The 23,728-nt window shown below is 43.1% G+C and carries 18 protein-coding genes; 4 read left to right on the forward strand and 14 right to left on the reverse strand.

Translation table 11 applies throughout. From position 1 onward, the window contains the following. Positions 1 to 28 precede the first annotated feature (28 nt). Positions 29 to 1,756 (reverse strand): single-stranded-DNA-specific exonuclease RecJ, encoded by a 1,728-nt coding sequence (recJ, locus tag ACSAJE_RS06685; protein WP_458010007.1) that lies wholly within the window; start codon positions 1,754 to 1,756, stop codon positions 29 to 31. An 808-nt stretch (positions 1,757 to 2,564) separates the two neighbouring features. Between recJ and prmA the strand changes: the two genes are divergently transcribed. Next, positions 2,565 to 3,605 (forward strand): 50S ribosomal protein L11 methyltransferase, encoded by a 1,041-nt coding sequence (gene prmA, locus ACSAJE_RS06690; RefSeq protein WP_458010008.1) that lies wholly within the window; start codon positions 2,565 to 2,567, stop codon positions 3,603 to 3,605. 118 nt (positions 3,606 to 3,723) lie between these two features. On the opposite strand, the gene secD is transcribed toward prmA, so the two are convergent. The 3 genes from secD to ACSAJE_RS06705 all read right to left on the reverse strand — a co-directional run bounded on the left by secD (position 3,724) and on the right by ACSAJE_RS06705 (position 7,501). After that, positions 3,724 to 5,934 (reverse strand): protein translocase subunit SecD, encoded by a 2,211-nt coding sequence (secD, locus tag ACSAJE_RS06695; RefSeq protein ID WP_458010009.1) that lies wholly within the window; start codon positions 5,932 to 5,934, stop codon positions 3,724 to 3,726. Between the two features lie 154 nt (positions 5,935 to 6,088). Beyond that, complete coding sequence (locus tag ACSAJE_RS06700; protein WP_118507833.1) at positions 6,089 to 6,997, reverse strand: polysaccharide deacetylase family protein; 909 nt, start codon at positions 6,995 to 6,997, stop codon at positions 6,089 to 6,091. Between the two features lie 132 nt (positions 6,998 to 7,129). After that, entirely contained in the window at positions 7,130 to 7,501 is a 372-nt protein-coding gene (locus ACSAJE_RS06705) for a TIGR04086 family membrane protein (protein ID WP_458010010.1), read from the reverse strand. Between the two features lie 167 nt (positions 7,502 to 7,668). On the opposite strand from ACSAJE_RS06705, the gene ACSAJE_RS06710 reads away from it, so the two are divergent. Then, complete coding sequence (locus ACSAJE_RS06710) at positions 7,669 to 8,517, forward strand: PHP domain-containing protein (protein ID WP_118507832.1); 849 nt, start codon at positions 7,669 to 7,671, stop codon at positions 8,515 to 8,517. Positions 8,518 to 8,685: 168 nt separating this feature from the next. Here ACSAJE_RS06710 and yajC read toward each other — a convergent pair whose 3' ends face one another. The 7 genes from yajC to uvrA form a co-directional block, all read right to left on the reverse strand. Then, the gene (gene yajC, locus ACSAJE_RS06715) at positions 8,686 to 9,009 is read right to left on the reverse strand and encodes a preprotein translocase subunit YajC (RefSeq protein WP_118689959.1); all 324 of its coding nucleotides are present in this window, start codon (positions 9,007 to 9,009) and stop codon (positions 8,686 to 8,688) included. Next, the gene (gene tgt, locus ACSAJE_RS06720) at positions 9,006 to 10,139 is read right to left on the reverse strand and encodes a tRNA guanosine(34) transglycosylase Tgt (RefSeq protein WP_118689960.1); all 1,134 of its coding nucleotides are present in this window, start codon (positions 10,137 to 10,139) and stop codon (positions 9,006 to 9,008) included. The genes yajC and tgt overlap by 4 nt, the downstream gene beginning before the upstream one ends. Before the next feature lie 36 nt (positions 10,140 to 10,175). Then, positions 10,176 to 10,613: a DUF1700 domain-containing protein gene (locus tag ACSAJE_RS06725; RefSeq protein WP_022025069.1), complete on the reverse strand. Its 438-nt coding sequence runs from the start codon at positions 10,611 to 10,613 to the stop codon at positions 10,176 to 10,178. A 186-nt stretch (positions 10,614 to 10,799) separates the two neighbouring features. After that, positions 10,800 to 11,666 (reverse strand): class II fructose-1,6-bisphosphate aldolase, encoded by an 867-nt coding sequence (gene fba / locus ACSAJE_RS06730; protein WP_118690045.1) that lies wholly within the window; start codon positions 11,664 to 11,666, stop codon positions 10,800 to 10,802. Between the two features lie 194 nt (positions 11,667 to 11,860). After that, on the reverse strand, positions 11,861 to 12,697 hold the full coding sequence (locus ACSAJE_RS06735; protein ID WP_458010011.1) for a patatin-like phospholipase family protein: 837 nt from the start codon (positions 12,695 to 12,697) through the stop codon (positions 11,861 to 11,863). A gap of 30 nt (positions 12,698 to 12,727) precedes the next feature. Beyond that, positions 12,728 to 13,318 carry a 5'-deoxynucleotidase gene (gene yfbR, locus ACSAJE_RS06740; protein ID WP_458010012.1) on the reverse strand — a complete coding sequence of 197 codons (591 nt, stop codon included), beginning with the start codon at positions 13,316 to 13,318 and terminating at the stop codon, positions 12,728 to 12,730. A 9-nt stretch (positions 13,319 to 13,327) separates the two neighbouring features. After that, the gene (gene uvrA, locus ACSAJE_RS06745) at positions 13,328 to 16,177 is read right to left on the reverse strand and encodes an excinuclease ABC subunit UvrA (RefSeq protein ID WP_118507829.1); all 2,850 of its coding nucleotides are present in this window, start codon (positions 16,175 to 16,177) and stop codon (positions 13,328 to 13,330) included. Positions 16,178 to 16,431: 254 nt separating this feature from the next. Here uvrA and ACSAJE_RS06750 point away from each other — a divergent pair, with 254 nt between their 5' ends. Beyond that, on the forward strand, positions 16,432 to 18,366 hold the full coding sequence (locus ACSAJE_RS06750; RefSeq protein ID WP_458010013.1) for a diguanylate cyclase domain-containing protein: 1,935 nt from the start codon (positions 16,432 to 16,434) through the stop codon (positions 18,364 to 18,366). A 71-nt stretch (positions 18,367 to 18,437) separates the two neighbouring features. Further along, positions 18,438 to 20,510 (forward strand): aminopeptidase, encoded by a 2,073-nt coding sequence (locus ACSAJE_RS06755; RefSeq protein WP_022025063.1) that lies wholly within the window; start codon positions 18,438 to 18,440, stop codon positions 20,508 to 20,510. On the opposite strand, the gene ACSAJE_RS06760 is transcribed toward ACSAJE_RS06755, so the two are convergent. The 3 genes from ACSAJE_RS06760 to ACSAJE_RS06770 all read right to left on the reverse strand — a co-directional run bounded on the left by ACSAJE_RS06760 (position 20,491) and on the right by ACSAJE_RS06770 (position 23,697). Then, positions 20,491 to 21,132 (reverse strand): endonuclease III domain-containing protein, encoded by a 642-nt coding sequence (locus ACSAJE_RS06760; RefSeq protein ID WP_022025062.1) that lies wholly within the window; start codon positions 21,130 to 21,132, stop codon positions 20,491 to 20,493. The genes ACSAJE_RS06755 and ACSAJE_RS06760 overlap by 20 nt on opposite strands. Position 21,133: 1 nt before the next feature. Continuing rightward, a complete protein-coding gene (locus ACSAJE_RS06765; RefSeq protein ID WP_458010014.1) occupies positions 21,134 to 22,516 on the reverse strand; it encodes a DUF4129 domain-containing protein in 1,383 nt (460 codons plus the stop codon). Between the two features lie 80 nt (positions 22,517 to 22,596). Further along, a complete protein-coding gene (locus tag ACSAJE_RS06770) occupies positions 22,597 to 23,697 on the reverse strand; it encodes a DUF58 domain-containing protein (RefSeq protein WP_458010015.1) in 1,101 nt (366 codons plus the stop codon). Positions 23,698 to 23,728 lie beyond the last annotated feature (31 nt).

The following is a 23,728-nucleotide window of genomic DNA, read 5'->3' on the forward strand; positions in this document are numbered from 1 at the left end:
AGCTTCGTTATATAGTTTATCGCATATTTTATTGGCAGTCAATAAGTTGCAATTGCAGCGAACCATATCGTTCATTGATACTGACAGAGAACAAAATATCAACCGTATATTCTCCCCGCTCTCCCTGCTTTAACCGTTCCCACACCTGTTCACCATAACGATCACGCACCGCATTTCCAATGCATTCTTCCCCGCTAAAATCCACTGCCTGATACATTTTTCCATTTTCCACAAAACGCACCTGTGCAATATGCATATCCGCTCCACACATTCGGATCTGGGCAATCTGTGCATCACGTTTTGCAAACACCGCAGGCGCATTTTGCTCTCCGGTCGGTTCCATCCAAGAAAGCTGCGTAACAAGTGTCGTATCCATTTCCGCTAAAGCGACCTCTCTGTCATATGTCACCTTTTCGATCAATTGCTCCTGTGTCAAGCTGCAATGTGCTAACAAAGCAGACTTAAGCCCCTCCAACTGCTCTCTGCGAAGTGAAAAACCCGCTGCGGCTGCATGACCACCAAACTCCGTCAAATATTTCTGACATGCCTGCAGCTCTTGCTGCATATGATATCCCGGAATGGATCTGCCAGACCCTTTCAGGTGATCACCCGAATCTGTAATAACATACACCGGTCGGTAAAATTGTTCTCGAAGATTTCCGGCTACGATTCCTGCAACACTTTCATGACATTCCTGCAAATATACAACCAGCACCGGCGGCAATGGCTGCTTCTGCACTTCTTCTGCCGCCTGTTTTGTCATTGAGCGCGTTCTCTCTTTGCGCTCTTCATTTGTCTCTACGATCCTTGCCGCTCTTTGCGCTGCGCATTCCGCATCTGTCTCCATAAAAAGCTCCAAACTCTCTGTTGCATCTCGTAACCGCCCCGGAGCATTGATGCATGGGCCGATCCGAAATCCCAGATCCATTGCTCGAATCTCTTTGTGAAAATCCAAATGTTTTATCAGTGCATTTAGGCCTATATTGCCCGTCTGATGAATCCCCGCCAGCCCCCTTCGAACAATGCTGCGATTTTCGCCATAAAGCGGAACAACATCACACACCGTTGCCATCGCCGCAAAAGGAAGCAATTCACGGGCACATCCTTTTTTACCGGCTCTGTGGTATAATTCATAAATCAATTTATAGGCAATGCCTGCCCCGCACAATTGCGGATATGGGTAATTGTCTACGCTCTGTTTTGGATCAACGATAACATCTGCCGATGGCAGCAGCTCTTCGCCGTCTTTCATCGGCACTTCGTGATGATCCGTCAATACAACCGTCATCCCAAGTTCTTTGGCTGTTTGGATCGGCTGTCCTGCCGAGATTCCGTTGTCGCAGGTGATGATCGTATCAACTCCCTGCTCTTTCGCCTCAGTGACCATATAATCGCGGATCCCATAACCATCTTTTTGCCGATGTGGAAGCCGAAAGCTGACATCTCCCCCTAAACTGCGCAATCCATGACATAATATATATGTGGACATCACACCATCTACGTCATAATCTCCGACAATATGCATTTTTTTACCCTGTGACAACTTCTGTTCTATAAGATCGGCCGCTTCACACAGTCCAAGCATTTCTGACGCCTTAGGAATCGATACCATATCATCAAACAAATATCCGTCCATCGATGCCCAATCATACAGTCCTCGTTTTACAAGAACCTCGGCAAAAGTCTCCGATATATTATATCTTGCTGCAACCTTTGAAAGATCAGCCCTGCAGCGCGTTGTTACCCATTGCTTCATTAGTTGTTTCTCCATTCTTCCTCTGTTATAATAATCATACACTCAACCTTCGCACATTGAAGGTTGCCGCCTGGCCACATATTGCTTATTATGTCGATAGCCATATCATATTTTGCAGCCACTACCTGGTGGATTCTGCCATCAGGGAACTATAGCAATTGCCTTGCCGCAATTAGTTTTTACGTGATTTCTTATTTTGTTAAGTCTCTGATGAATACATGCCTGAAGGAATGTCTGAGATGTCCCGGTCTAGTAAAGTATCATCCATTTTTGGACGGGACGCTTTCGCTACGATGCGCTACGTCACGTTACTTAATGTCTCTGAAGTACGAGACATAAGTAACGACGAGCGCAAAGTCCCTTTCAAAAATGATGATTACCTTGCTTCCGGGACTTCGAATTTCCGAAAGACATGTAAATCAACCATCAGAGACAACAAAATTTAGAAATCACTGTAAAAACTGTGGGTTCTGTGGCAATTATCTTAGTACCCTGATAGCAGAACAATTTAGTTTGTTGGCTGCAAAATAGCTGACATATTATGGACATTATAAGCACACTGTGCTTATCTTGGGAGTTTCTTCGAAACTCCATTATGCGCAGAAATCATGCGCAAGTATTATGACATAACAAGCAATATGTGGCCTGACAGTGTCTATGGACGTGCGAAGTTCGAGTCATAAGCGCAAACTTTTCATAGGTGGAAAGTTTGTGTTTAGTATAGCAGTTGTGACACAGTAAGTCTATTTTTAGACGAAATCTATTTTTTGTTTTGGTCTAATTTTGGATTTGGAAAGATGAGGAAAATATGCAGTGGATCAGATATGAACTTAAGACAACAACCGATGCGAGCAGCAGGATCGGTGAATTGTTGACAGAATTTGGAGTGAATGGCTATGAATTACAGGATAATGTTCCTTTATCAGCGGAAGAAGAACGCAAAATGTATACGGATATTCCGGCGGAACTCCCACCAGACAACGGCGAAGCTGTTTTAGTATTTTACAGTGATGTCATTGATGGAGATTCCGATGCTTTTTATAGCACCGGCTCATCATTGCGTGATGCAGAAATCGAGCAAAATGTACCAGATCGTCTTTTAACAAAGCCGGAAGCATTTATCAAAGCTTTCACTACACGTGTAGAGAAAGCTTCTTCATTTGCTCCGATCACATTCAGCGAATTGACATATCAGGTTGAGGACGATAGTGCATGGAAAGACAAATGGAAAGAAAATTTCAAACCTTTCCGCATTGCTGATGATGTTCTGATCAAGCCCACTTGGGAGCCTGTACCAGAAGATTGTTCGGAAAGTGATATTGTGTTATCTATTGATCCCGGTTCGGCCTTTGGCACCGGAACACATGAAACAACCAAATTATGCCTCCTGTCACTGCGTAATTATATTCATGACGATACACGTCTTATGGATGCCGGCTGCGGCAGCGGTATTTTGGCAATTGCTGCTCTGCTATGTGGTGCAAAATCAGCCTTTTGTCTGGATATAGACCCCTCTGCCGTAACCGGAACAACCGAAAACGCTGAGATTAATGGCATTGATGCCTCTCGCATCACTGCTATTCACGCAAACATATTAGAAGATGCTGCTGCCGTCAAAAAACAGACCGGCGAACCGTTTGATATTGCTGTAGCAAATATCTTGGCGGATGTGATCATTCCACTTTCCGATTATATCGGCGATTTCATAAAACCGGGCGGCATCTTTATTTCCTCTGGTATTCTTAACGAAAAATCAGATGCGGTTGAACAAGCATTGCTTCGCAATAACTTTACGATACTGGAGCGTAACACCATGGGTGACTGGGTATCTTTCGTATGCCAAAAATAGATTGACTGGCAAATAAAAAACAGGCATTTTGAATAATTTTCAAAATGCCTGTTTTTATTCGGTAACGTCACTAAAAGCAACGCTATATTTAATCTATCCTTGCCTTATAAGAGCGCTTTTACTTCTTAGCTTTCTTACGCTTAAACTGTACGCGTTTCCAAGAATACCACAGTGTACCAGTGATACATACGGAAGAATAACCACCGCAGATAAAACCGGCTAACAACGGAATTGCAAAGTCTTTGACAGAATCAACACCAAGGATTGCAAGTACAACAACTGTGATAATTGTTGTTAATGAAGTGTTAATGCTTCGTGTCAATGTCTGTGTGATACTCTCATTAACAACCTCAGCCAATGCTTCTTCGCTGCTATGAACCTGTAAGTTCTCGCGAATACGGTCAAAGATGACGATTGTTGCATTGATGGAATATCCGACAATTGTCAGCATACATGCGATAAATGTATTTCCGACGGAAATCTTTGTCAAACCATATACCAAAATGACAGCAATAACGTCATGTATCAATGCAAGTACTGCACTTCCCGCAAATATAACGTCTTTGAATCGGAACCAGATATAGATCAACATACAGATAACTGCGATAACTACTGCTGTCACAGCATCGCTCTTCATATCATCCGATACCGAAGCACTGATATTCTGATTCTCAATATTTTTCTCATCAACACCATAAGTCTTCTCTAATGTTGCATTTAACGTATTACGCTGTTTCTCGTTCAACTCAACTGTCTTGACAGACAATGCATTGCGTCCGGCAACTTCTGAAATGACTACATCGTTAGATTTTGCCGTCTTACTAAACAGTTTCTCAAGATCAGACTTAAGATCTGCATTCAGATCTGTTTTATCCGGGAAGGTAATGTCATACGTAGTACCTCCTAAGAAATCCAAACCATAATTCAAAATGTTACCACCGCATCTGGATGCTTTATTAACACCTAAGGTAACAACACATGCCAAAATGATTGCACCGGAAATGCAGAAAAACTTCAAGCGATTTTCCACAAAGTGAATCGGCTTTCTCGGCTTCTCCACACCGAAGTATTTCACATCATCCATACCAAGGGAATACATCGCATTCAACAGCAACTTCGTAATAACAAGTGCTGTAAACATGGATAAAATGATACCAAGTGCCAATGTTGTAGCAAAGCCCTTAACTGTACCGGATCCCTTTACATACAATACTGCTGCAGCGATCAAGGTGGTTACGTTACCATCAACGATAGCAGATAACGCCTTGTCAAAACCAATCTTAATACCCGACTGAACGGATTTTCCTTTGGCAAGCTCTTCCTTAATACGCGTAAAGATAATTACGTTCGCATCGACCGCCATACCGATATTCAATATGATACCGGCGATACCAGGAAGTGTCAGTGTAATATCTAAGACATTCAAAGCTACTAACATCAGTCCCAAATAGAACACCAATGCGATAGAAGATGCCAAACCTGGCAGACGGTAGAAAATGATCATAAATAATACAACCAATCCAAAACCGATCGCACCGGCTAACAAACTGGACTGAATTGCGTCAAGACCAAGCTGTGCACCTACCACCTGAGACTGTGCTGCCTTTAACTCGACCGGAAGTGCACCGATACGGATATAAGAAGCAAGTTCTTCTGCCTCATCATATGTCTTAAATCCACCGGAGATCTGTGCCTCACCATTTGTGATTGCCTCAGTTACACCCGGATTAGAAATTACTTTTCCATCGTATACGATGTAGATCATCTTATGAGAAGGTGCTGCTTCTTCTGTTGCTGTAGCAAATGCCTTAGTGCCCTTGCTCTTAAACTTCAATGATACAACGTACTTTTTCGTCTTGGTAGATTCATCCTGTGTCGTTCCGGCCTCTGCACTCTTGATGTCTTTACCGGTACAAATTGTCTTTGTATAAACCGGCTTGCCACTGGACAGATCCATGTCATCCTGTGCGACAAAGTCCAAAGAACCTTCCTTACCTAAATCTGACAATACTTTCTCTGCATCATCAACACCCGGAATATCGATCACGATACGGCCCTTCTCATCAGTAACTACCGATGACTCCGTACTATGTACCTCTGCACGTTTCTGCATCATCGTTACCGTATCTTTCAATTCGGCATCCGTTGGCTTGTCCCCTACTACATCATAGGTAATACTTACTCCACCAGCCAGATCGAGACCAAGCTTGATGTTACGTGCGCTTCCTTTATGCGCTTTTGTAAAGCCTACCAAAGTAGTAAAAGAACACAGTGCAATTACTGCTAAAATAACAATAATATGCAGTAATCCCTTTTTCTTGTTCTTCATGTTGCTTTTCTCCTTTTAATAACTGCAATTTTTGCGTGAATAAGAAATCACGCCAAATATCATTATACCATAGTAAATATACAATTGGCAAGGTTTGAATCATCAAATCCTTGCCAATCTCAATTCATTTTATTTTCATTTGTTATATCCGGATTTATCGTGCGGAAAAATACACATTTCCCGGCTCTGCATCCTTGTGCTTGTAATAAAACATCTCGTCAAGTGTTACCAATTGGAATCCTTTTTTAACAAAATATGGTGCCAATCTTTCTACCGCATCTGCAGTCGTAGGATATAGATCATGCATCAATATGATATCACCATCTTTTGCATCCTTGCAACGTTTCACAATGGAATTTGCATTTCTGCTCTTCCAGTCCTCGCTATCGATGCTCCAATAATACATCGGCGTTTTGATCGTTTTACGCATTGTATCGCTCACATTACCATAAGGCGGTCTAAGCGCTGTAGTATTACACCCAATAACTTTTGATACTTTTTGATTGGTTTTATTAATTTCCCATTTGATCTTCTTGGCTTTCATTTTGCTCAAGTCCTTATGATCAAAGGTGTGGCTTCCGATCTGATTACCTTGCTCATACTGTAACGCAAGTGTTTCGCTAAATTCCGGCACACGATTACCTACCACAAAGAAAGTGGCGCGTCCGTTGCTTTTATTCAATGCTTTTAAAATGCGTCTGGTCACCTTAGCATATGGACCATCGTCAAATGTAAATGCAATCATCGGCTTTGATGCATCCAAATCTTTACGGATCCAATGATCTGCGCCATTCGGCGTCGCCGTCGGCGATGCAGTCGGTGTTGCGATCGGTGTTGCCGTTGCCTTCTCTGCTATTTTATGAGCAGCTTTCTCCTTATCTGCATTCGGTGTACCCAACGCGATCACTCGAATTACCAAAACAACGACCACGATGCCAAGCGCTAATGCTATATTTCCGAAGATCAAACCACTTCTGCGTCTGTTTCTTCTACGTTCGCTCCGTTCTCTGCGGCTTCGATCCGATAAACTCTCCATTATCTTTTCGTCTTCCTTTGTTACCATAATAGCCCCTCCATTTATTTATATTCAGCAACTTGACAGCTCTATAGTCAAGCCACGCATTTACCTATGATAACATATTCCTCATGAATAGTATCACAGATTAGTTACTTTTCTATTAAATAAATGTAACAATTATCCTTCTGATACCGGAGCAAGCATTCCACCGACCATTCCAGCTACTGCACACACAATTCCACCACTAAATATCCAAGAATTTCCAGCAAGTGTTGTATTACCGGCAACAAGACCGATCAACAGCAAAATTCCAAAATAAACAGCTCCAATCAAGCATCCCCATAACAATTTGCGGCTTCCCGTTTTTTTACCTAGAAGAAATCCTCCTCCAAAGCAGCTAAGTACGTATACAAGAATAACCGCCATGCTGATACTCTTTGCCGTTACACCTGTTTTCCAGATGATGACCGACCCAATACCAAGCAGAATAACAGAAAACACATACATAAGCCCCAACACAACACAAAATGAAATGACATTTTTTTTCAAAAAAACAGCCTCCTTCACACGAATCTTACATACTATATTTTATGTATGCTTCTTTTGCCTAATTATGCTATACTGATACCGTAAATATACAATAAATACACTCTTACTTCACACATCCATAATAAATGTGATATTTGAGTGTTCAAAACAAGAAAGGGTAGATACTTATGGGAACCGTTGATTTACATACACATTCTACATTTTCCGACGGGACATGTTCCCCGTCAGAGCTTGTTAATAAGGCTGTTTCCTGCGGTTTGCAGGCAATCGCTCTGACAGATCATGATACAGTGGAGGGTATTCCGGATTTTTTAGAAGCCGCTAAAGATATGGCGATCGAGGCCATCCCGGGGACTGAATTGTCTGTCGGTTTTCGTGACCGCGATATTCACATCGTGGGATTATTTATTGATCATACGCATGAAGGATTTCAGAAAATGTCACAGATCATGATCAAACGTCGAGACGCTCGTAATGAAGAAATGGCTGCACGCTTTCGGCGGGATAACATTCCGATCACAATGGAAGAATTGACAAATGGAAATCCAGATGCTGTTGTCACAAGAGCACACTTTGCACGTCTATTGATCAAGTATGGCGTTGTGAAGAATACCGCTGAAGCTTTTGATGGTTACCTTGACCCCTCAGCACCTTATTATGTACCACGCGAATATATTAGCAGAGAAGAGGGGATCAAAACAATCTTAGCCGCCGGTGGCGTGCCAATACTGGCGCATCCACTTCTCTATCATCTTTCCGAAAAGGAACTTTGCAGCCTGCTCACCGAATTAAAGGAATATGGTCTGTTAGGTATAGAGGTTAAATATTCCACTTATAGCAAACAAGATGAATATTTCATCCGAAATATTGCCAAAAAATTTGACCTGCTTCCCAGTGGCGGTTCTGATTTCCATGGAACAAATAAGCCACACATTTCCCTTGGTTCCGGCATGGGACACCTTGCTGTACCTTACGAATATCTGCAGCAAATGAAAGAATATGCTGCGCGCTCATAAAGTCAACGATCAGCGCAGCAAAATAATATTCCAAAAACAGCCTCTGAAGTATTACATAATACCTTCAGAGGCTGTTTTTCTTGTCATATTCTGTTGCATCTACACAATCTTTGCATGTAAACTTCCCATACCTCAAATCCTTCCGGTATGAGAAGCCTTAGTAAGATCTTAATCCTCAGTCTGTTTGTCAATCTCAACAATGTTATCCTTTTTCATTGGAATACGGCAGTTTTTGTTGCTGCCAAACTCAACGATAACAATCTCATCCTTGATGTCAATTACAACGCCAAAAAAACCACTTGTCGTCAGAATGCTGTCTCCAACTTCTAACGTACTGAGTAAGGTCTCATGCTCTTTCTTCTGTTTGCTCTGTGGACGGATTGCAAAGAACCAAAAGATACCAATGATAACGGCATAAAGAATTACCATTGTCATGATACTTCCTCCTGCATTCTGTGATCCTGCCTGTCCTGCTAATACTGCTAAATTCATTTTGTTTCCTCCTGTAATTGTTCTAATTTTTGCTTTTTATATTGTGCGTAACACCCTTTTTCAATGGCATCACGTATTTCTTCCATCATTGTGTTATAAAAATACAAATTATGCGTTACCATAAGACGAAGTCCAAGCATTTCCTTTGCCTTAAGCAGATGGCGGATATACGCTCTGCTATAGTGCTTGCATACCGGACAATCGCATGTTTCATCCAATGGTCTGTCATCTAATTCATATTTGGCATTTAACAGATTCATCTTTCCATGATTTGTGTATGCATGTCCATGACGACCGTTACGCGCCGGATACACACAATCAAAAAAGTCAACGCCACGCTCTACTGCCTCTAAAATATTAGCAGGAGTCCCGACACCCATCAAATATGTCGGTTTATTTTCCGGAAGATATGGTACCGTCTCATCCAAGATGCGATACATCTCTTCGTGCGATTCTCCGACTGCTAATCCACCTAATGCGTAGCCATCCAGATCCATCTCCGAAATACGTTTTGCATGTTCAATACGAATATCCTGAAATGTTCCACCTTGGTTAATACCAAATAACATCTGATTCGGATTGATCGTATCCGGCAAAGCATTCAACCTTGCCATCTCTTTCTTGCAGCGTTCCAGCCAGCGTGTTGTGCGATCCACAGAATCCTGCATATACTTTCTTGTTGCCGGATGTGGCGGGCACTCATCAAATGCCATCGCTATCGTTGACGCTATATTAGACTGAATCTGCATACTCTCTTCCGGGCCCATAAATATCTTGTGTCCATCAATATGTGAATTGAAATACACGCCTTCTTCTTTGATCTTACGCAATCCCGCCAAAGAAAACACCTGAAATCCACCGGAATCTGTCAAGATCGGCTTATCCCATGCCACAAAATGATGTAATCCTCCCAGTTGGCGAATAATCTTATCGCCAGGGCGAACATGCAGATGATATGTGTTACACAGCATCACTTGTGTCTTAAGATGCTGCATATCTGTAGTCGCAACTGCACCTTTCATCGCACCAACCGTTCCAACATTCATAAAAACAGGTGTCTGTATTGTTCCATGCACTGTCTCAAGCTGTGCACGTTTTGCTCTTCCATCTTTTGCTAATATCTTATACATCGTACTAATTTCTATCCTTTAACTAAATATTGCCTGCTAAAAATCTCCTCGAATCAACTTTAAAGCAATCACGATCAATGCAATCGGCACTAAGATCACCAACGCAAAGCGGAGCAAAAAAACTAGCAATATCATAAAAACTACAATTCCTGCACCTATGATAAGATAACGAAATAGTTTCGAAATACCATTCTCCGTCTCATGCCCATAAGTTTCTCCATAAGTCTGGCTGTATTCACTGCGCGCCTGATCCATATATTGATTTGCATCAGATCCTTTAGATGCCATATATGCATCGATCAGGGACTTTGCAATAAGACGGGGATCTCCCAGCTCTTCACAAACCTCTTTGTCACTGTGTTCGCTCTGTGCAAAATAATCCCGATAATACCGAAGATTAGCTTCCACATCCTCTTTCGGCATATTTCCTTCCAAACTCTCACGTAATATAGACAAAAATTCTGCTCGATTCACACTAATCCTCATTTCTACTCTACATGAATCTGTATCGTGTTACAGTGTCACTGCTTTTCTAAAAATACACCGGCACTTTACTCCGTATAGTGGAAAACAGGAAACAATTCTGTCTCTTTTGCCACAAAATTGTTTCCTGCTTCTATGCTATACAATACCTCTTCACGTACAATTACGACAGTATCATTACTCAGCCTTACCTACAGATCCGAACAATTCCATCTTCTCTTTAACGGTAGCCTTGATTGCCTCAGCACCCGGTGCAAGAAGCTTACGAGGATCAAATCCTTTACCCTGAAGGTCTTTACCCTCTTCGATATATTTACGAGTAGCTTCCTGGAATGCTAACTGGCACTCTGTATTTACATTAATCTTAGCAACACCCAAAGAGATTGCTTTCTTGATCATGTCTGCCGGAATACCTGTACCACCGTGCAATACTAATGGCATATCTCCTGTCTTGGCCTGGATTGCATCCAATGTCTCGAAACTTAATCCTGCCCAGTTTTCCGGATATTTACCATGGATATTACCGATACCTGCTGCAAGCATTGTAACACCAAGATCCGCAATCGCCTTGCACTCATCTGGATCTGCACACTCACCTGCACCTATAACACCATCTTCTTCACCACCGATAGAACCTACCTCGGCTTCCAAAGAAAGACCTAAGATACCACATGCATTAACAAGCTCTGTTGTCTTAGCGATGTTCTCCTCAATCGGAAGACTAGATCCGTCAAACATGATGGATGAGAATCCTGCATTAATACATGCCTTTGCTCCTTCATATGAACCATGATCCAAATGAAGTGCTACAGGAACAGTGATTCCAAGCTCTTCAATCATACCATTTACCATACCAACAATTGTCTTGTAACCGCACATATACTTTCCTGCGCCCTCAGACACACCTAAAATAACAGGGGACTTTAATTCCTGTGCTGTCAAAAGAATAGACTTTGTCCACTCCAGATTGTTGATGTTGAACTGACCTACTGCATACTTGCCAGCTTTTGCTTTGGTAAGCATCTCTTTTGCTGATACTAACATAACTTTTCCCTCCATCTTTTGATTCTCTTCCACTGTGGAAGAATAGATTTCTGCAAACCCGCATTTTATGCCTCTTTGCAGAGTTAGTTTTCAAAAACCATGCCTATTATACCCTATTTCCCTAAAAAAAGAAATAAAAAATGTATAAATTTTTCATTTCCTTTGCTATTTCAAAGGATTCCAATGTTTTTTGCCTAAAATAATGCCTTGATCTCATCCATCCGGTTCATTGCCATATCATACCCCATTTGGTATGAACGACGCAGTACATCCGTATCTTTTTCAAAGCTGCTAAGCGGTTCTGACGGGCGGATCAATACGGCATTGCCTTCCTCCTGCATCTTTTCACATATTTGTACCGATTCATTATATGTCTTGTAGCGATGCAATAAATTATCTGCGATTGCCGGATATCGTCTGCGCAGCACTCCCGCTGCAAAGCGATCCGATCTGCCGCACGCTTTACGATAACCTTCCGGTCTGGTTAAAACGATCAATGCTTTGTGATGTCCGTCTCTCTGTAGTCGACGGATCGGCACGGGATCAGATACACCGCCATCATAATATGCTCCCCCTCCAATATGCACCGCCTGAAAATACACCGGCAGCGCACAACTGGCACAAATCACATCAAATCGATCATCTACGTCTTCTTTATGAAAATAATGTGGTTTGCCGGTATTGGCATCCGTTGTTACCACAACATAATCTCCGGCATAATTCTGAAAGGTATCCATATCAAATGGGAACAAAACATTGGGCATTTTTCGAAAAACAAAATCTACGCCAAACAAACTATGCTCTTTCTTAAAATAATTTCGCAGTCCCATATAACGTTTATCATTACGATACCGCAGCAGCATATTCAGATTTCGTTCCTTCTGTCGCGAAATATAACTGGCGGAATCTGCAGCTCCTGCCGACACACCAATGCAATACGGAAACATTACATCCTGCTCCAATAATGCGTCCATCACTCCACAGCTAAAAATTGCTCGAAATGAGCCACCTTCAAATAACACTCCGGGCATAATTTTGCCTCCCTTTCTATCACAATCAGATCAATGTTCTAATTCATCCAAAGTCTTATAATACTCCGGCAAAAACGTTTCACAGAACACCGTCACCTCCGGCATATTCATTTGCTGCAGGGATTCGTAAGTTGCCTGCTTCGCACTGCGAAACTCCTGATTACCGGTCTTTTCTTCCTCTATGCATTTGATCAACGCTGATAATTTATCGGCAGCTTTCACATAACGATACTCTTCCGGCGTAATCTGTTCCGGCAGGAAATACGACTCATATTCCGCTCTCAGATCTTCCGGCAGCATTTCCAGCAAACGATGTGCTGCTGAATCTTCAATCGCCTTGTATGCTTCTTTAAGCTCATCATTGGCATACTTAACCGGAGTCGGCATATCTCCGGTAATGATCTCCGTACAATCATGATACATCCCTAACATTGCAAGACGTTCCGGCGAAAGATCCTTTCCAAACCGTTTCCGGCCGATAATCCCTAAACCATGTGCAAGCATAGCAACCTCCAGCGAATGCTCGCATATATTCTCCGACACCGAATTGCGCATCAATGCCCAACGCTCTATATATTTCATTCGTGCCATCATTGCAAAAAAACCTTTGTGATCATTCATAACCCATCCTCATTTCTGTTTGTCAAGCATCTTTTTAATATATACTCCGGTGTACGAATTCGGATTATCCGCAACTTTCTCCGGCGTCCCCGTAGCAATGACGGTTCCACCTTTGTCGCCACCTTCCGGTCCCAGATCAATAATATAATCCGCTGTCTTGATCACGTCAAGATTGTGTTCGATCACGATCACCGTATTGCCACTTTCTGCCAGCCGATGCAAAATGCTGATCAAGCGATCCACATCCGCAAAATGTAGTCCTGTCGTCGGCTCATCCAAAATGTAAACTGTTTTACCGGTGCTGCGCCGGCTAAGTTCCGTTGCAAGCTTTATTCGCTGTGCTTCTCCACCGGATAGCGTTGTCGAAGGCTGGCCAAGTTTGACATAAGATAAACCGACATCATGCAGTGTCTCTATCTTGCGACGGATAGATGGTATCGCCTCGAAAAATGGAAGTGCCTCATCCACTGTCATATCAAGCACATCAAAAATGCTCTTACCTTTATACTTGACATCCAGCGTCTCACGGTTGTATCGTTTGCCTTCACATACCTCACATGGAACATAAATATCCGGCAAGAAATTCATCTCTATCTTAACAATTCCATCGCCGCCACATGCCTCACATCGTCCGCCTTTCACATTAAAGCTGAAACGACCTTTCTTGTAACCCTTTGCCTTAGCATCCGGCGTGGAGGCGAAAAGATCACGGATCATGTCAAACACCCCGGTATACGTTGCCGGATTTGAACGTGGTGTCCGACCGATCGGCGACTGATCAATATCAATTACCTTGTCCAATTGTTCCAGTCCTTTGATCGACTTATGCTTGCCGGGGATGCATCTCGCACGATTAAGCTGCTTTGCCAGGCTCTTATATAATACTTCATTGACCAACGAACTCTTACCGGAACCTGATACGCCTGTCACACAGGTCATCACTCCAACCGGAAACTTCACGTTGACATTTTTGAGATTATTCTCCGCTGCGCCCCGCACCTCAACCCAGCCTGCCGGCTTGCGGCGTTTTGATGGAATTGCGATCTGCTTTCGACCACTAAGATATGCCCCCGTCAAAGAGTCTTCGTTCTGCATGATCTCCTGTGCTGTTCCCTGTGCCACAACTTCACCGCCAAACGCTCCCGCTCCGGGACCAATATCAACAATATGATCTGCTGCCAGCATTGTGTCCTCATCATGCTCGACCACGATCAATGTATTGCCCAGATCACGTAATTTTAATAAAGTTTTTAAGAGTTTGTCATTATCTCTTTGATGAAGTCCTATACTTGGTTCATCCAAAATATAAGCTACTCCGACCAAGCCGGAACCAATCTGTGTTGCCAAACGGATACGCTGCGCCTCACCTCCGGACAACGTACCCGCATTGCGGGCCAAACTCAGATAATCCAATCCAACATCCATCAAAAAGCCAACTCGTGCATGTATTTCTCGAAGCACCAGCTCCCCTATCGTCTGCTGTCTCTTCGTTAATGTCAGGGACTGCATAAACTGCTGCAGATCACGGATTGACATTTCTGTCACCTCTGCAATATTTTTATCTCCTACCGTCACAGCCAGTGAAGACTCTTTCAATCGCTTGCCATGACATGTCTCACAAGGAGTGATCCGCATAAAGCTCTCATATTCCCGACGTGTCGTCTCGGAATGAGTCTCTCGATACCGTCTTTGCACATTTTTGATCACGCCCTCAAATGCTACATCATATACTCCGATCCCCCGCTGACCGCGATAATGCACCTGTACCACTCTGCCATCCGTGCCATGCATGATCATATGACGAATCTCCGGCGGCAGCTCACCATATGGTGTATTCAGATCAAAATCATACGACTTTGCCAATGCTTCCAGCGTACATCTTGTATAACTCCCCGGATCCTTAGAAGACTGCCAGCCGATCACCACGATTGCCCCATCTGCCAGGCTTACCGATGGATCCGGCACAAACAATTCCTCCGCAAACTCCATCTTATAGCCAATACCGGCACAGGTTTCACATGCACCAAACGGGTTGTTGAACGAAAAACTGCGCGGTTCAATCTCTTCTATGCTGATACCACAGTCTGCACAGGAAAAACTCTGACTGAAATTAATCTGACGATCCCCGGGAATGTCTACGATCAAGAGTCCATCCGACAGGCGCATAACACTCTCGATCGAGTCAGCCAGACGCTTTTCAATCCCCTCGCGAACGACAAGACGATCTACTAAAATTTCAATATTGTGCTTTTTGTTCTTCTCTAATTTGATCTCTTCGGAAAGATCATAAATATGTCCATCCACAACAACACGCACATAACCGCTCTTTTTGGCTGAAGCAAATACTTTTGCATGTTCACCTTTGCGTCCACGCACAACAGGCGCAAGAAGCTGCAGCCTCGTTCCCTGCGGATATGTCATGATCTCATCCACGATCTGGTCGACCGTCTGACGCTTGATCTCCTGGCCACACTTTGGACAGTGCGGAATACCAATACGTGCATAAAGCAGGCGAAAATAATCATATATTTCTGTCACGGTTCCAACCGTAGAACGCGGATTGCGATTGGTCGACTTCTGGTCGATCGAAATTGCCGGCGACAGTCCCTCTATGCTTTCTACATTCGGTTTTTCCATCCGACCCAAGAACATTCTGGCATATGAAGATAACGACTCCATATAACGTCTCTGCCCTTCCGCATAGATCGTATCAAAAGCCAGCGATGATTTGCCGGATCCGCTAAGCCCGGTCAAAACAACAAACTCATCGCGTGGTATATCAATATCAATCCCTTTGAGATTATGTTCTCTGGCTCCTCGTATTTTTATATATTTGGTCAATTCATCATGTTTACCCATAGGTTATCTCCATTTCTGTAATACTTGCCCACTGTGATTGTAAAGTATAACACAATCCGCTCCCCAAAACAAGTACATATGTTCGATACCATATCAAGGCTCATCTATATTGTGCACCAGACGCATAAAATTATTCACAGTTATAACGGAAATACTGGTTTTTGTTGCTTTTTCCCTTGAGATAGCATTTTATTTGTAATATAATAACAGTAATAATGTACAACTAGCGATAGCAAGAGGAGGTACACGTAGTTTTGCAAGAAAATACTACAAAAATCATTGGGGTTTGCGTGGCTGATATTAGTACTGATTATAATGATCGTTTCTTTGAGGCATTTAAGCGGCTCGCTCATGAGTTTCACTTCAAAGTCCTCTTTTTCAGTGCATTCAGCCCGCTATATTGGGATCAGAAACATGACATCGGTGAGGGAAACATTTACCAATTGATCGATACTGATGTATTAGACGGACTGATCATGTTGACGATCACGATCAAAAATGAGTTCGTTCGTGAATCCATTATCGAACATGCCAAAAAGCGAGATATTCCGGTAATATCCATTGAGTATCCGTTGGAGGGAAGCCTAAGCATTATTTACGAATATAAATCCACGATACGTAAGCTGCTATCCCATCTGATCGATGACCATGGATACCGTCGCATTAATTTTATTGCCGGACTGAAAGATAACCTTTTCTCCGAGGAACGTTTACAAGTATATCGTGATGTACTTACCGAACATCAGATTCCGGTCGAGGAAGCACGGATCGGCTATGGCGATTTTTGGTATGGTCCAACACACACTGTCGTCCAATCCTTTATCGACAGTGATCTTCCAATGCCGGAAGCAATCGTCTGTGCCAACGACAGTATGGCGATCGCTGCCATACAATATTTGACCGATCATGGATACAATGTTCCCGAAGACGTTGCTGTTACCGGTTTTGATGGAATTGAGGAAGCTCTGGATTTTTATCCACCGATCACAACGGTTCGTTACGATATTGATGCAACGATTTCCAGAACATTTCGTATTATGAGAAATTTGTTACAGGGCAAGGAAATTGATGAACCTTTAGAGATTGTTTCGGAGATTGTCTATGGTTCCTCTTGTGGCTGCCAAAGCAACAAGCAGAATTCCATGACAAAATATAATAACAGAACGCACAAACTGCATTCTCGGTTAAATGATCACCGGCATTTCAGCGAGACCCAGATCTACATGGCTGCCGATCTTACCGATAACGATTCTTTCTTTGGTGTATTTAACAACCTGATGCAGTACGCCGATGAGTTCCGCAGCAATAAGTTTTGGCTTTGTATCGTTGACGACTTTTTGGTTGAGCAGGAAGAGTTATCCGATATTATCGACAAAGCGAATTTTCATCGAAGCGGTTACTCCGACAAGATGAATATCATGTTGTCTCGCATTAACGGCGAATGGCAGGGGCTGATCGATTTTAATACTTCTGCATTACTGCCAAACCTATCCACAATATTGGAAGACGAGGACGCATTAATGTTTTGTCCGCTCCATGTATTGGATATGACGATTGGTTACGTTGTGTTGGCTTATGACAGCGAAATGATGAATATGGAATATCTGTATCAATTTTTAATGAACATAAGCAACGCCTTAGAAAATACAAAAACACATCAACGCCAACAAAACATTATCTCCTCATTGGAGAACAAATATATCCACGATCCAATGACCGGCTTATTTAATCGCCGTGGTTTCTACCAACGCGTACAGCCGCTATTTGAACAATGCGCAAAGACCAATACACCTTTCGTTCTTGTATCCGCTGACCTAAACGGTCTCAAAACCATAAACGATACATACGGACACGCCGATGGTGATATTGCGATTTCTACGGTAGGACAGGCGTTAGCACAGGAATCTTCGGCAAGTGCTACATGCGCTCGTTTTGGCGGCGATGAATTTGTAGCCGCTTGGGCTTGTAACTCATCTTCTAGCGAAGAAGAAGCTGCTTTCCGTAAACGCATACAAAACTATTTGGATGAATTTAATGCCTCATCCGGCAAACCGTATACGATCAGCAGCAGTCTCGGCATTGTCGTGGCAGTCCCATCGGAGGACATCACATTGGATGAATTTATTAAAGTCACGGATGAAAAAATGTACGAAGAGAAAGTAAAATATCATCAAACGCACAAACGTTAAAATGCATGAATAATTTCATTAATGGAAAGCCTATAAGTGCTTTCCATTAATTGTTTAGGAGGATTTCCAAAATGATAAAAGTATATGATTATTATCAAGAAGAAAATAAAGCTTTGGAAGAACGTTTTACATTGGCAAGTGAGCGTATTTACGAGATTCAAAACGAAGCAGAACTGTGTGCTCCATATGCATCGTATGTCACAATGGTTGCATCCTTTCTATCCGAAATCACGGACACATGGAATTGTGTTGCCACCGGCAGCGTATATCATATGCCATTAGAACAATTACAGCAGTTAAACCACTCTTTATATGCTGATATTCTTCCGGAACATTACGCAGAGAGTTACGCGAATCCTGACTATGCCTGCAACGTATTTGGGCTGGAAATGGGACAGCTTCTATGTGCGCTATATGCGGAAATGCGAGGCTGTATCGCTTATGTATTTGAGCAGCATTTGCAGTACGTGACAATGGCGATGGAATTGTTTTTGGAAGTATACTCTATCTTAGAACAGGAGGACCCCTCCGCAGAAGAAATTCGTCATGCACTATATTATTACTGCTTTGATTACGCAGATATTACCATTGCAGACCGCACCCGTTCGCTGTTAGATCCACGCATGGCATTTGCCAAAAATATTATAATGCAGGCAGACTTAACCGATCTGCGCTATCTATATTATTTTGGGGAATATATTTCCGAAAATGAACTGGAAACCGCCCGTCACTTAAACACACTTTCTCAAGCAAAGATTCAGGCAATGGCGGCCACATATACAGAGGGATTCCGCAAAGGATTTGAATTATATAACATTGATCTGTCCGCAAAGAAAACCGTTAATATCCGTTTCAGCTTAGGATTCGAACAGATCGTTCGCGCCGCCATCCGGCAATTTGCGCAAATGGATCTTGATTGCTGTATTTATCGTGCCGGTGTCAGCATGACGACACGCTCGGCCAGAGGTCGCATCGGATACTTTGGTGCCTCAGCCAACAAACAATATGACTACGATCACCGTATGGATAATGCGCTGATCTTTGACAAGGCATATGCAGACCGCTGTCTCACAGAGCAGCGCAGCGCCTATCAGGATATGAAAGATCTCGCAGCCACCTATGCCGGTCCTGCCGTGATCGAGACATTTGGAGAACATCCTTTTATCCCTGAAAACAAATCAACAACTCCAAAGGACAGCGACAAACAGCGCAGCAAACGACTTGACTATCAAGCCGCTTCCACTGAATTAACCAATGAATTTATTCCGGGAGATCAAGTCAGTTTTACGATCATCGCATTTCCTGTCCCAGAAATCGGACAGAACTTCACTGATATTTTTGATGCCACGATCCGCGTGAACACACTGGATCAGGAACGTTATGAACAGATTCAGACAACGATCATTGAAGCATTAGATTCGGGAGAAAGCGTTACAGTTACCGGTCGCAACGGCAACCATACCAACATTACCGTAGCATTAACACCAATGACAGATCCGGCACGACAAACCCGTTTTGAAAACTGCTTGGCAGATGTCAATATACCACTTGGTGAAGTGTTTACCTCTCCTAAGCTAAAAGAGACCAATGGTATTCTTCACGTGACCAAAAGCTTTCTAAATGGTCTGAAATATGAAAATATCTGTCTTACATTTCAAGATGGAGTCGTTACCGATTATGAATGCAGCAATTATGATTCAGAAGAACAGAACAAAAAATATATTTTTGAAAATCTGTTATTCCAACACAAAACACTTCCTATGGGAGAATTTGCTATCGGAACCAACACGACCGCTTATGCCATGGGACAGCAGTTTGGTATTTCCCATCTGCTGCCGATCCTCATTGAAGAAAAGACCGGACCACATTTTGCAATTGGTGATACTTGCTTCTCTCATGAAGAGGAACTACGCACTTACAACCCGGACGGAAAGGAAATGATCGCCAAAGAAAACGACTATTCCCTACTGCGTCACACCGACAGCCGACATGCTTATTTCGGATGCCACACAGATATTACGATCCCATATCATGAACTGGGCGACATTATCGTTAATGGCAGAGACGGTCGTAAAATACCCATTATAAAAGAAGGACGATTTGTACTCCCTGGAACAGAGGCTCTTAATGAGCCTTTGCGTTAGCCTTACACACATCAGCCAGACAGCACCGTTCACAATGCGGTGTTGTTCTCGCTGTGCATACATCTCGTCCATGACAGACAAATCTATGACAAAGGGCACTTCCCTCCTCTGGCGGAATGATCTTCCACAATGCCATTTCAACTTTCTTTGGATCTTTGATCCCATCCACCAATCCAATCCGATTTACCAATCGAATACAATGTGTATCGGTGACGATAGCCGGCTTGCCAAACACATCTCCCATGATCAGATTTGCGCTTTTGCGGCCCACACCGGGCAGACGCAGTAGGGCATCAAAATCCTCTGGGACTTTGCTTTCATACTCATCTCGAAGCATCTTCATACAAGCATTAATATCTCTTGCTTTACTCTTACCCAAGCCACAGGGACGCACAATTTCCTCAATCTCCTCAGCCGTTGCCGCTGCTAACGCATCAATATCCGGATACTTTTCATATAATTTAGGAACGATCTGATTGACCCTCGCATCCGTACACTGTGCCGCTAACCGCACGCTGACTAACAATTTCCATGCCTCTTCATATTCCAAGGTACAGTCTGCATCCGGATAGGCTTCCCGCAATCGTTCTATTACTATTAAGGCTCTCTGTTTCTTTGTCATGTTATCCTTTTCCTTTCTCTTGTCGTATCGACTTCCATTGCTCATTGGTGATCTCATGCTCGCTATACCGTGCCTCCTCATAAAGGCCGGTAAGTGCTGTTAACGACATTGTTCCGGCATCCTCCGCCTTATGTGCTAACTGTCTGGCAGTATCTGTACTTCGCACTTTATCCTGTAGGCTGTTCACGATCCGTCTGCGAAACAAATGCCGCACTTTCTCACGATTAGTACGAAAAACTTTCCGTTTTAGTTTTGTCCAAAAAGAATCTTCCTCTTCCACTTCTACAATCTCGTCCGGTATCATAAGCTTTGGTGACTGCGCTGCGGTTATTTTCTCCTGCCGGCGAAATAACTTAAGGAACAATTCTTTTGCCGCAAAACCAAGCAGAATAATAAATGGCAGTGCACCTAACAACAATACGATCGGATGATCAAACTGCGACAGATCTGTCACTGCAGGAGCCGCTGTCTCCATAATCTCTTCCGCCTGATCTGCCACATTCTCCGGTGATACCTTCCACAAGCTTGCGATAAAATGTACCAGAGCAACGATCATCTGTACTACTTTTCGGACAGCATATTGTACATATCTGCCAAAGGGTATCCCCATTTTAACATCCCTCAAGGCAATTGCAAATAGTACACCTAACAAAAATACGCCAAGCACCCTCACGACCATTTTCGAACTGCCGTCAAATATCATATGCTTAGTACTATCCGAAGCATCGCTTTGTTCTCTCAGGTAATCATTGAGCCGCTCCAAATAGCCACACCACATATGGAGTATCAACAGGGCGGCTCCCAAAATCACTGCCAAAAGTCGAAAACGTGGATTCTCTAAGAATGTTCCCAACAAAAATATAAATACAACTTCTACCGCCAAATACCATTTCCCGGTATAACTGAAATGCTCTCTGTGTATCCGCCACCATTTGATCGAAGCAGCCATATTCCATAAAACGATCAACATATAAAGGACAGTGATATCTTTTGCCATCTGCGCCGATCTGCCAAGCAATCCATAAAGGAAGATAATTTCTAACAAGTGTCCCATTATAAGGACAATAGCACCGGTATATTCCTGATACTTTGCTCCGTTTGTTCTGGTGTCCACATTTCTTTGCACCAAGAGTTCTATTCTTTGCAAAGCATACGTAAATCCATACAAAAACGGCACTGCAAGCATCCCCAGTATATCCTCTGTTGCTGTCCGCTTCGTATACAATAACACAGCCATATATATTCCGCACCAGCCAATCATTTCCATGAGCAACACAAAAAAATCTTCCAGATAACGGTATCTTTGCTCTGGTGATCTCCACAGCTTTTGCAATTTTGTCGTTTTAAGATCATTTTGCTCCGTAAAGCGGTCCATATCCGTCATACGCTCTTGTACCTCCACACAAAATTGTATATCTATCCGCTAGTTTCTTTCTAACATCTTGCACCAAATCCTCACCTATATCATATATTCCACGCTAGTGCACCCGCCGGTATCTGTACATCCTCGCCCGCTATTTGCGGTACGATCAGCAACACTTCCGCTGCTTTGCTTTGTAGTAATGTAACCGCTTCCAAAATGTCCCTGACAGGTCTTGTCGTGATACATACATATTGCCTGCTCTGTCTGCAGTTCGGTATGATCTGCCTGATCATCCGCGCAAAATCTGCACTGTCTTTCGCAAGATCAATACCTGCCAACCTGCGGTTTAATGCTGTGATCGCTGCGATTCCCTGGCATTGTTCCAACACGATCTCCTCGTCGGTATCTTCCCTGCCATTGGTACGAAAGCTGACTCTCGCTCCTTTGCGCAAATAATAGTCTGCTAACGTTGACGCTGCAGAGATCGCCGCCTCCTGCATTTCCTGCCGATAAAAAACAGAATCCGTCTCCACATCTGACAACAGGCAGACATCTCGCGAATAGGTTGACTCAAAACTATTCACTAACAGCTCACCATACTTTGCAGATGCTTTCCAATTAATATATTTCATCGGATCATACGGCTGATACGGTCTGATTCCCCGAAAATAAAACGGATCTTCCTGATAACTCCGACGTTCCACAATCTCCCCCAATACCTGTTTATTGTGGTTCAATAACTGCTTCATGGATAACTGTCTTGGATATACATAGATCATCGTGTTTTCCGGCAAGACGGCCACATATTTTTTGCTCATAAAAAAATCCTGTGCAGCTATTTGAATCTGCCCTATCGAATATTTTCCGCGACATTGTGGTCGAAACGGCAGCGTACGGGTGATCTGCTTTCGTCCACCTACCATAAATACTTCACTTCGATAGTAATGATCGGTAACGACCGCCTCCGTCTCATCTTGAAACTGCAAACTTTTGTCGGCCTGAAATTTGACTTGTAGTGCAGGCAAAGGCATCCTCTTTTTATTTTGAATAATCTGCTTTAAAGTACAGAGTTCTCCAGGATAAACCCCCTGCTCTCCAAACGCCAGCGATACTTGCAGCTTTCGCTTCCAATTTTTATCAAACAATTTTCTCTGTCCAAAAAACAGGACAAGTGCAAGAAAAACTGCGATCAGTAATGTCACCTGTGCACCCCTCCTTCCCGTAAAATCGTCC

The organism is Jutongia sp. SJQ-6 (assembly GCF_054161275.1).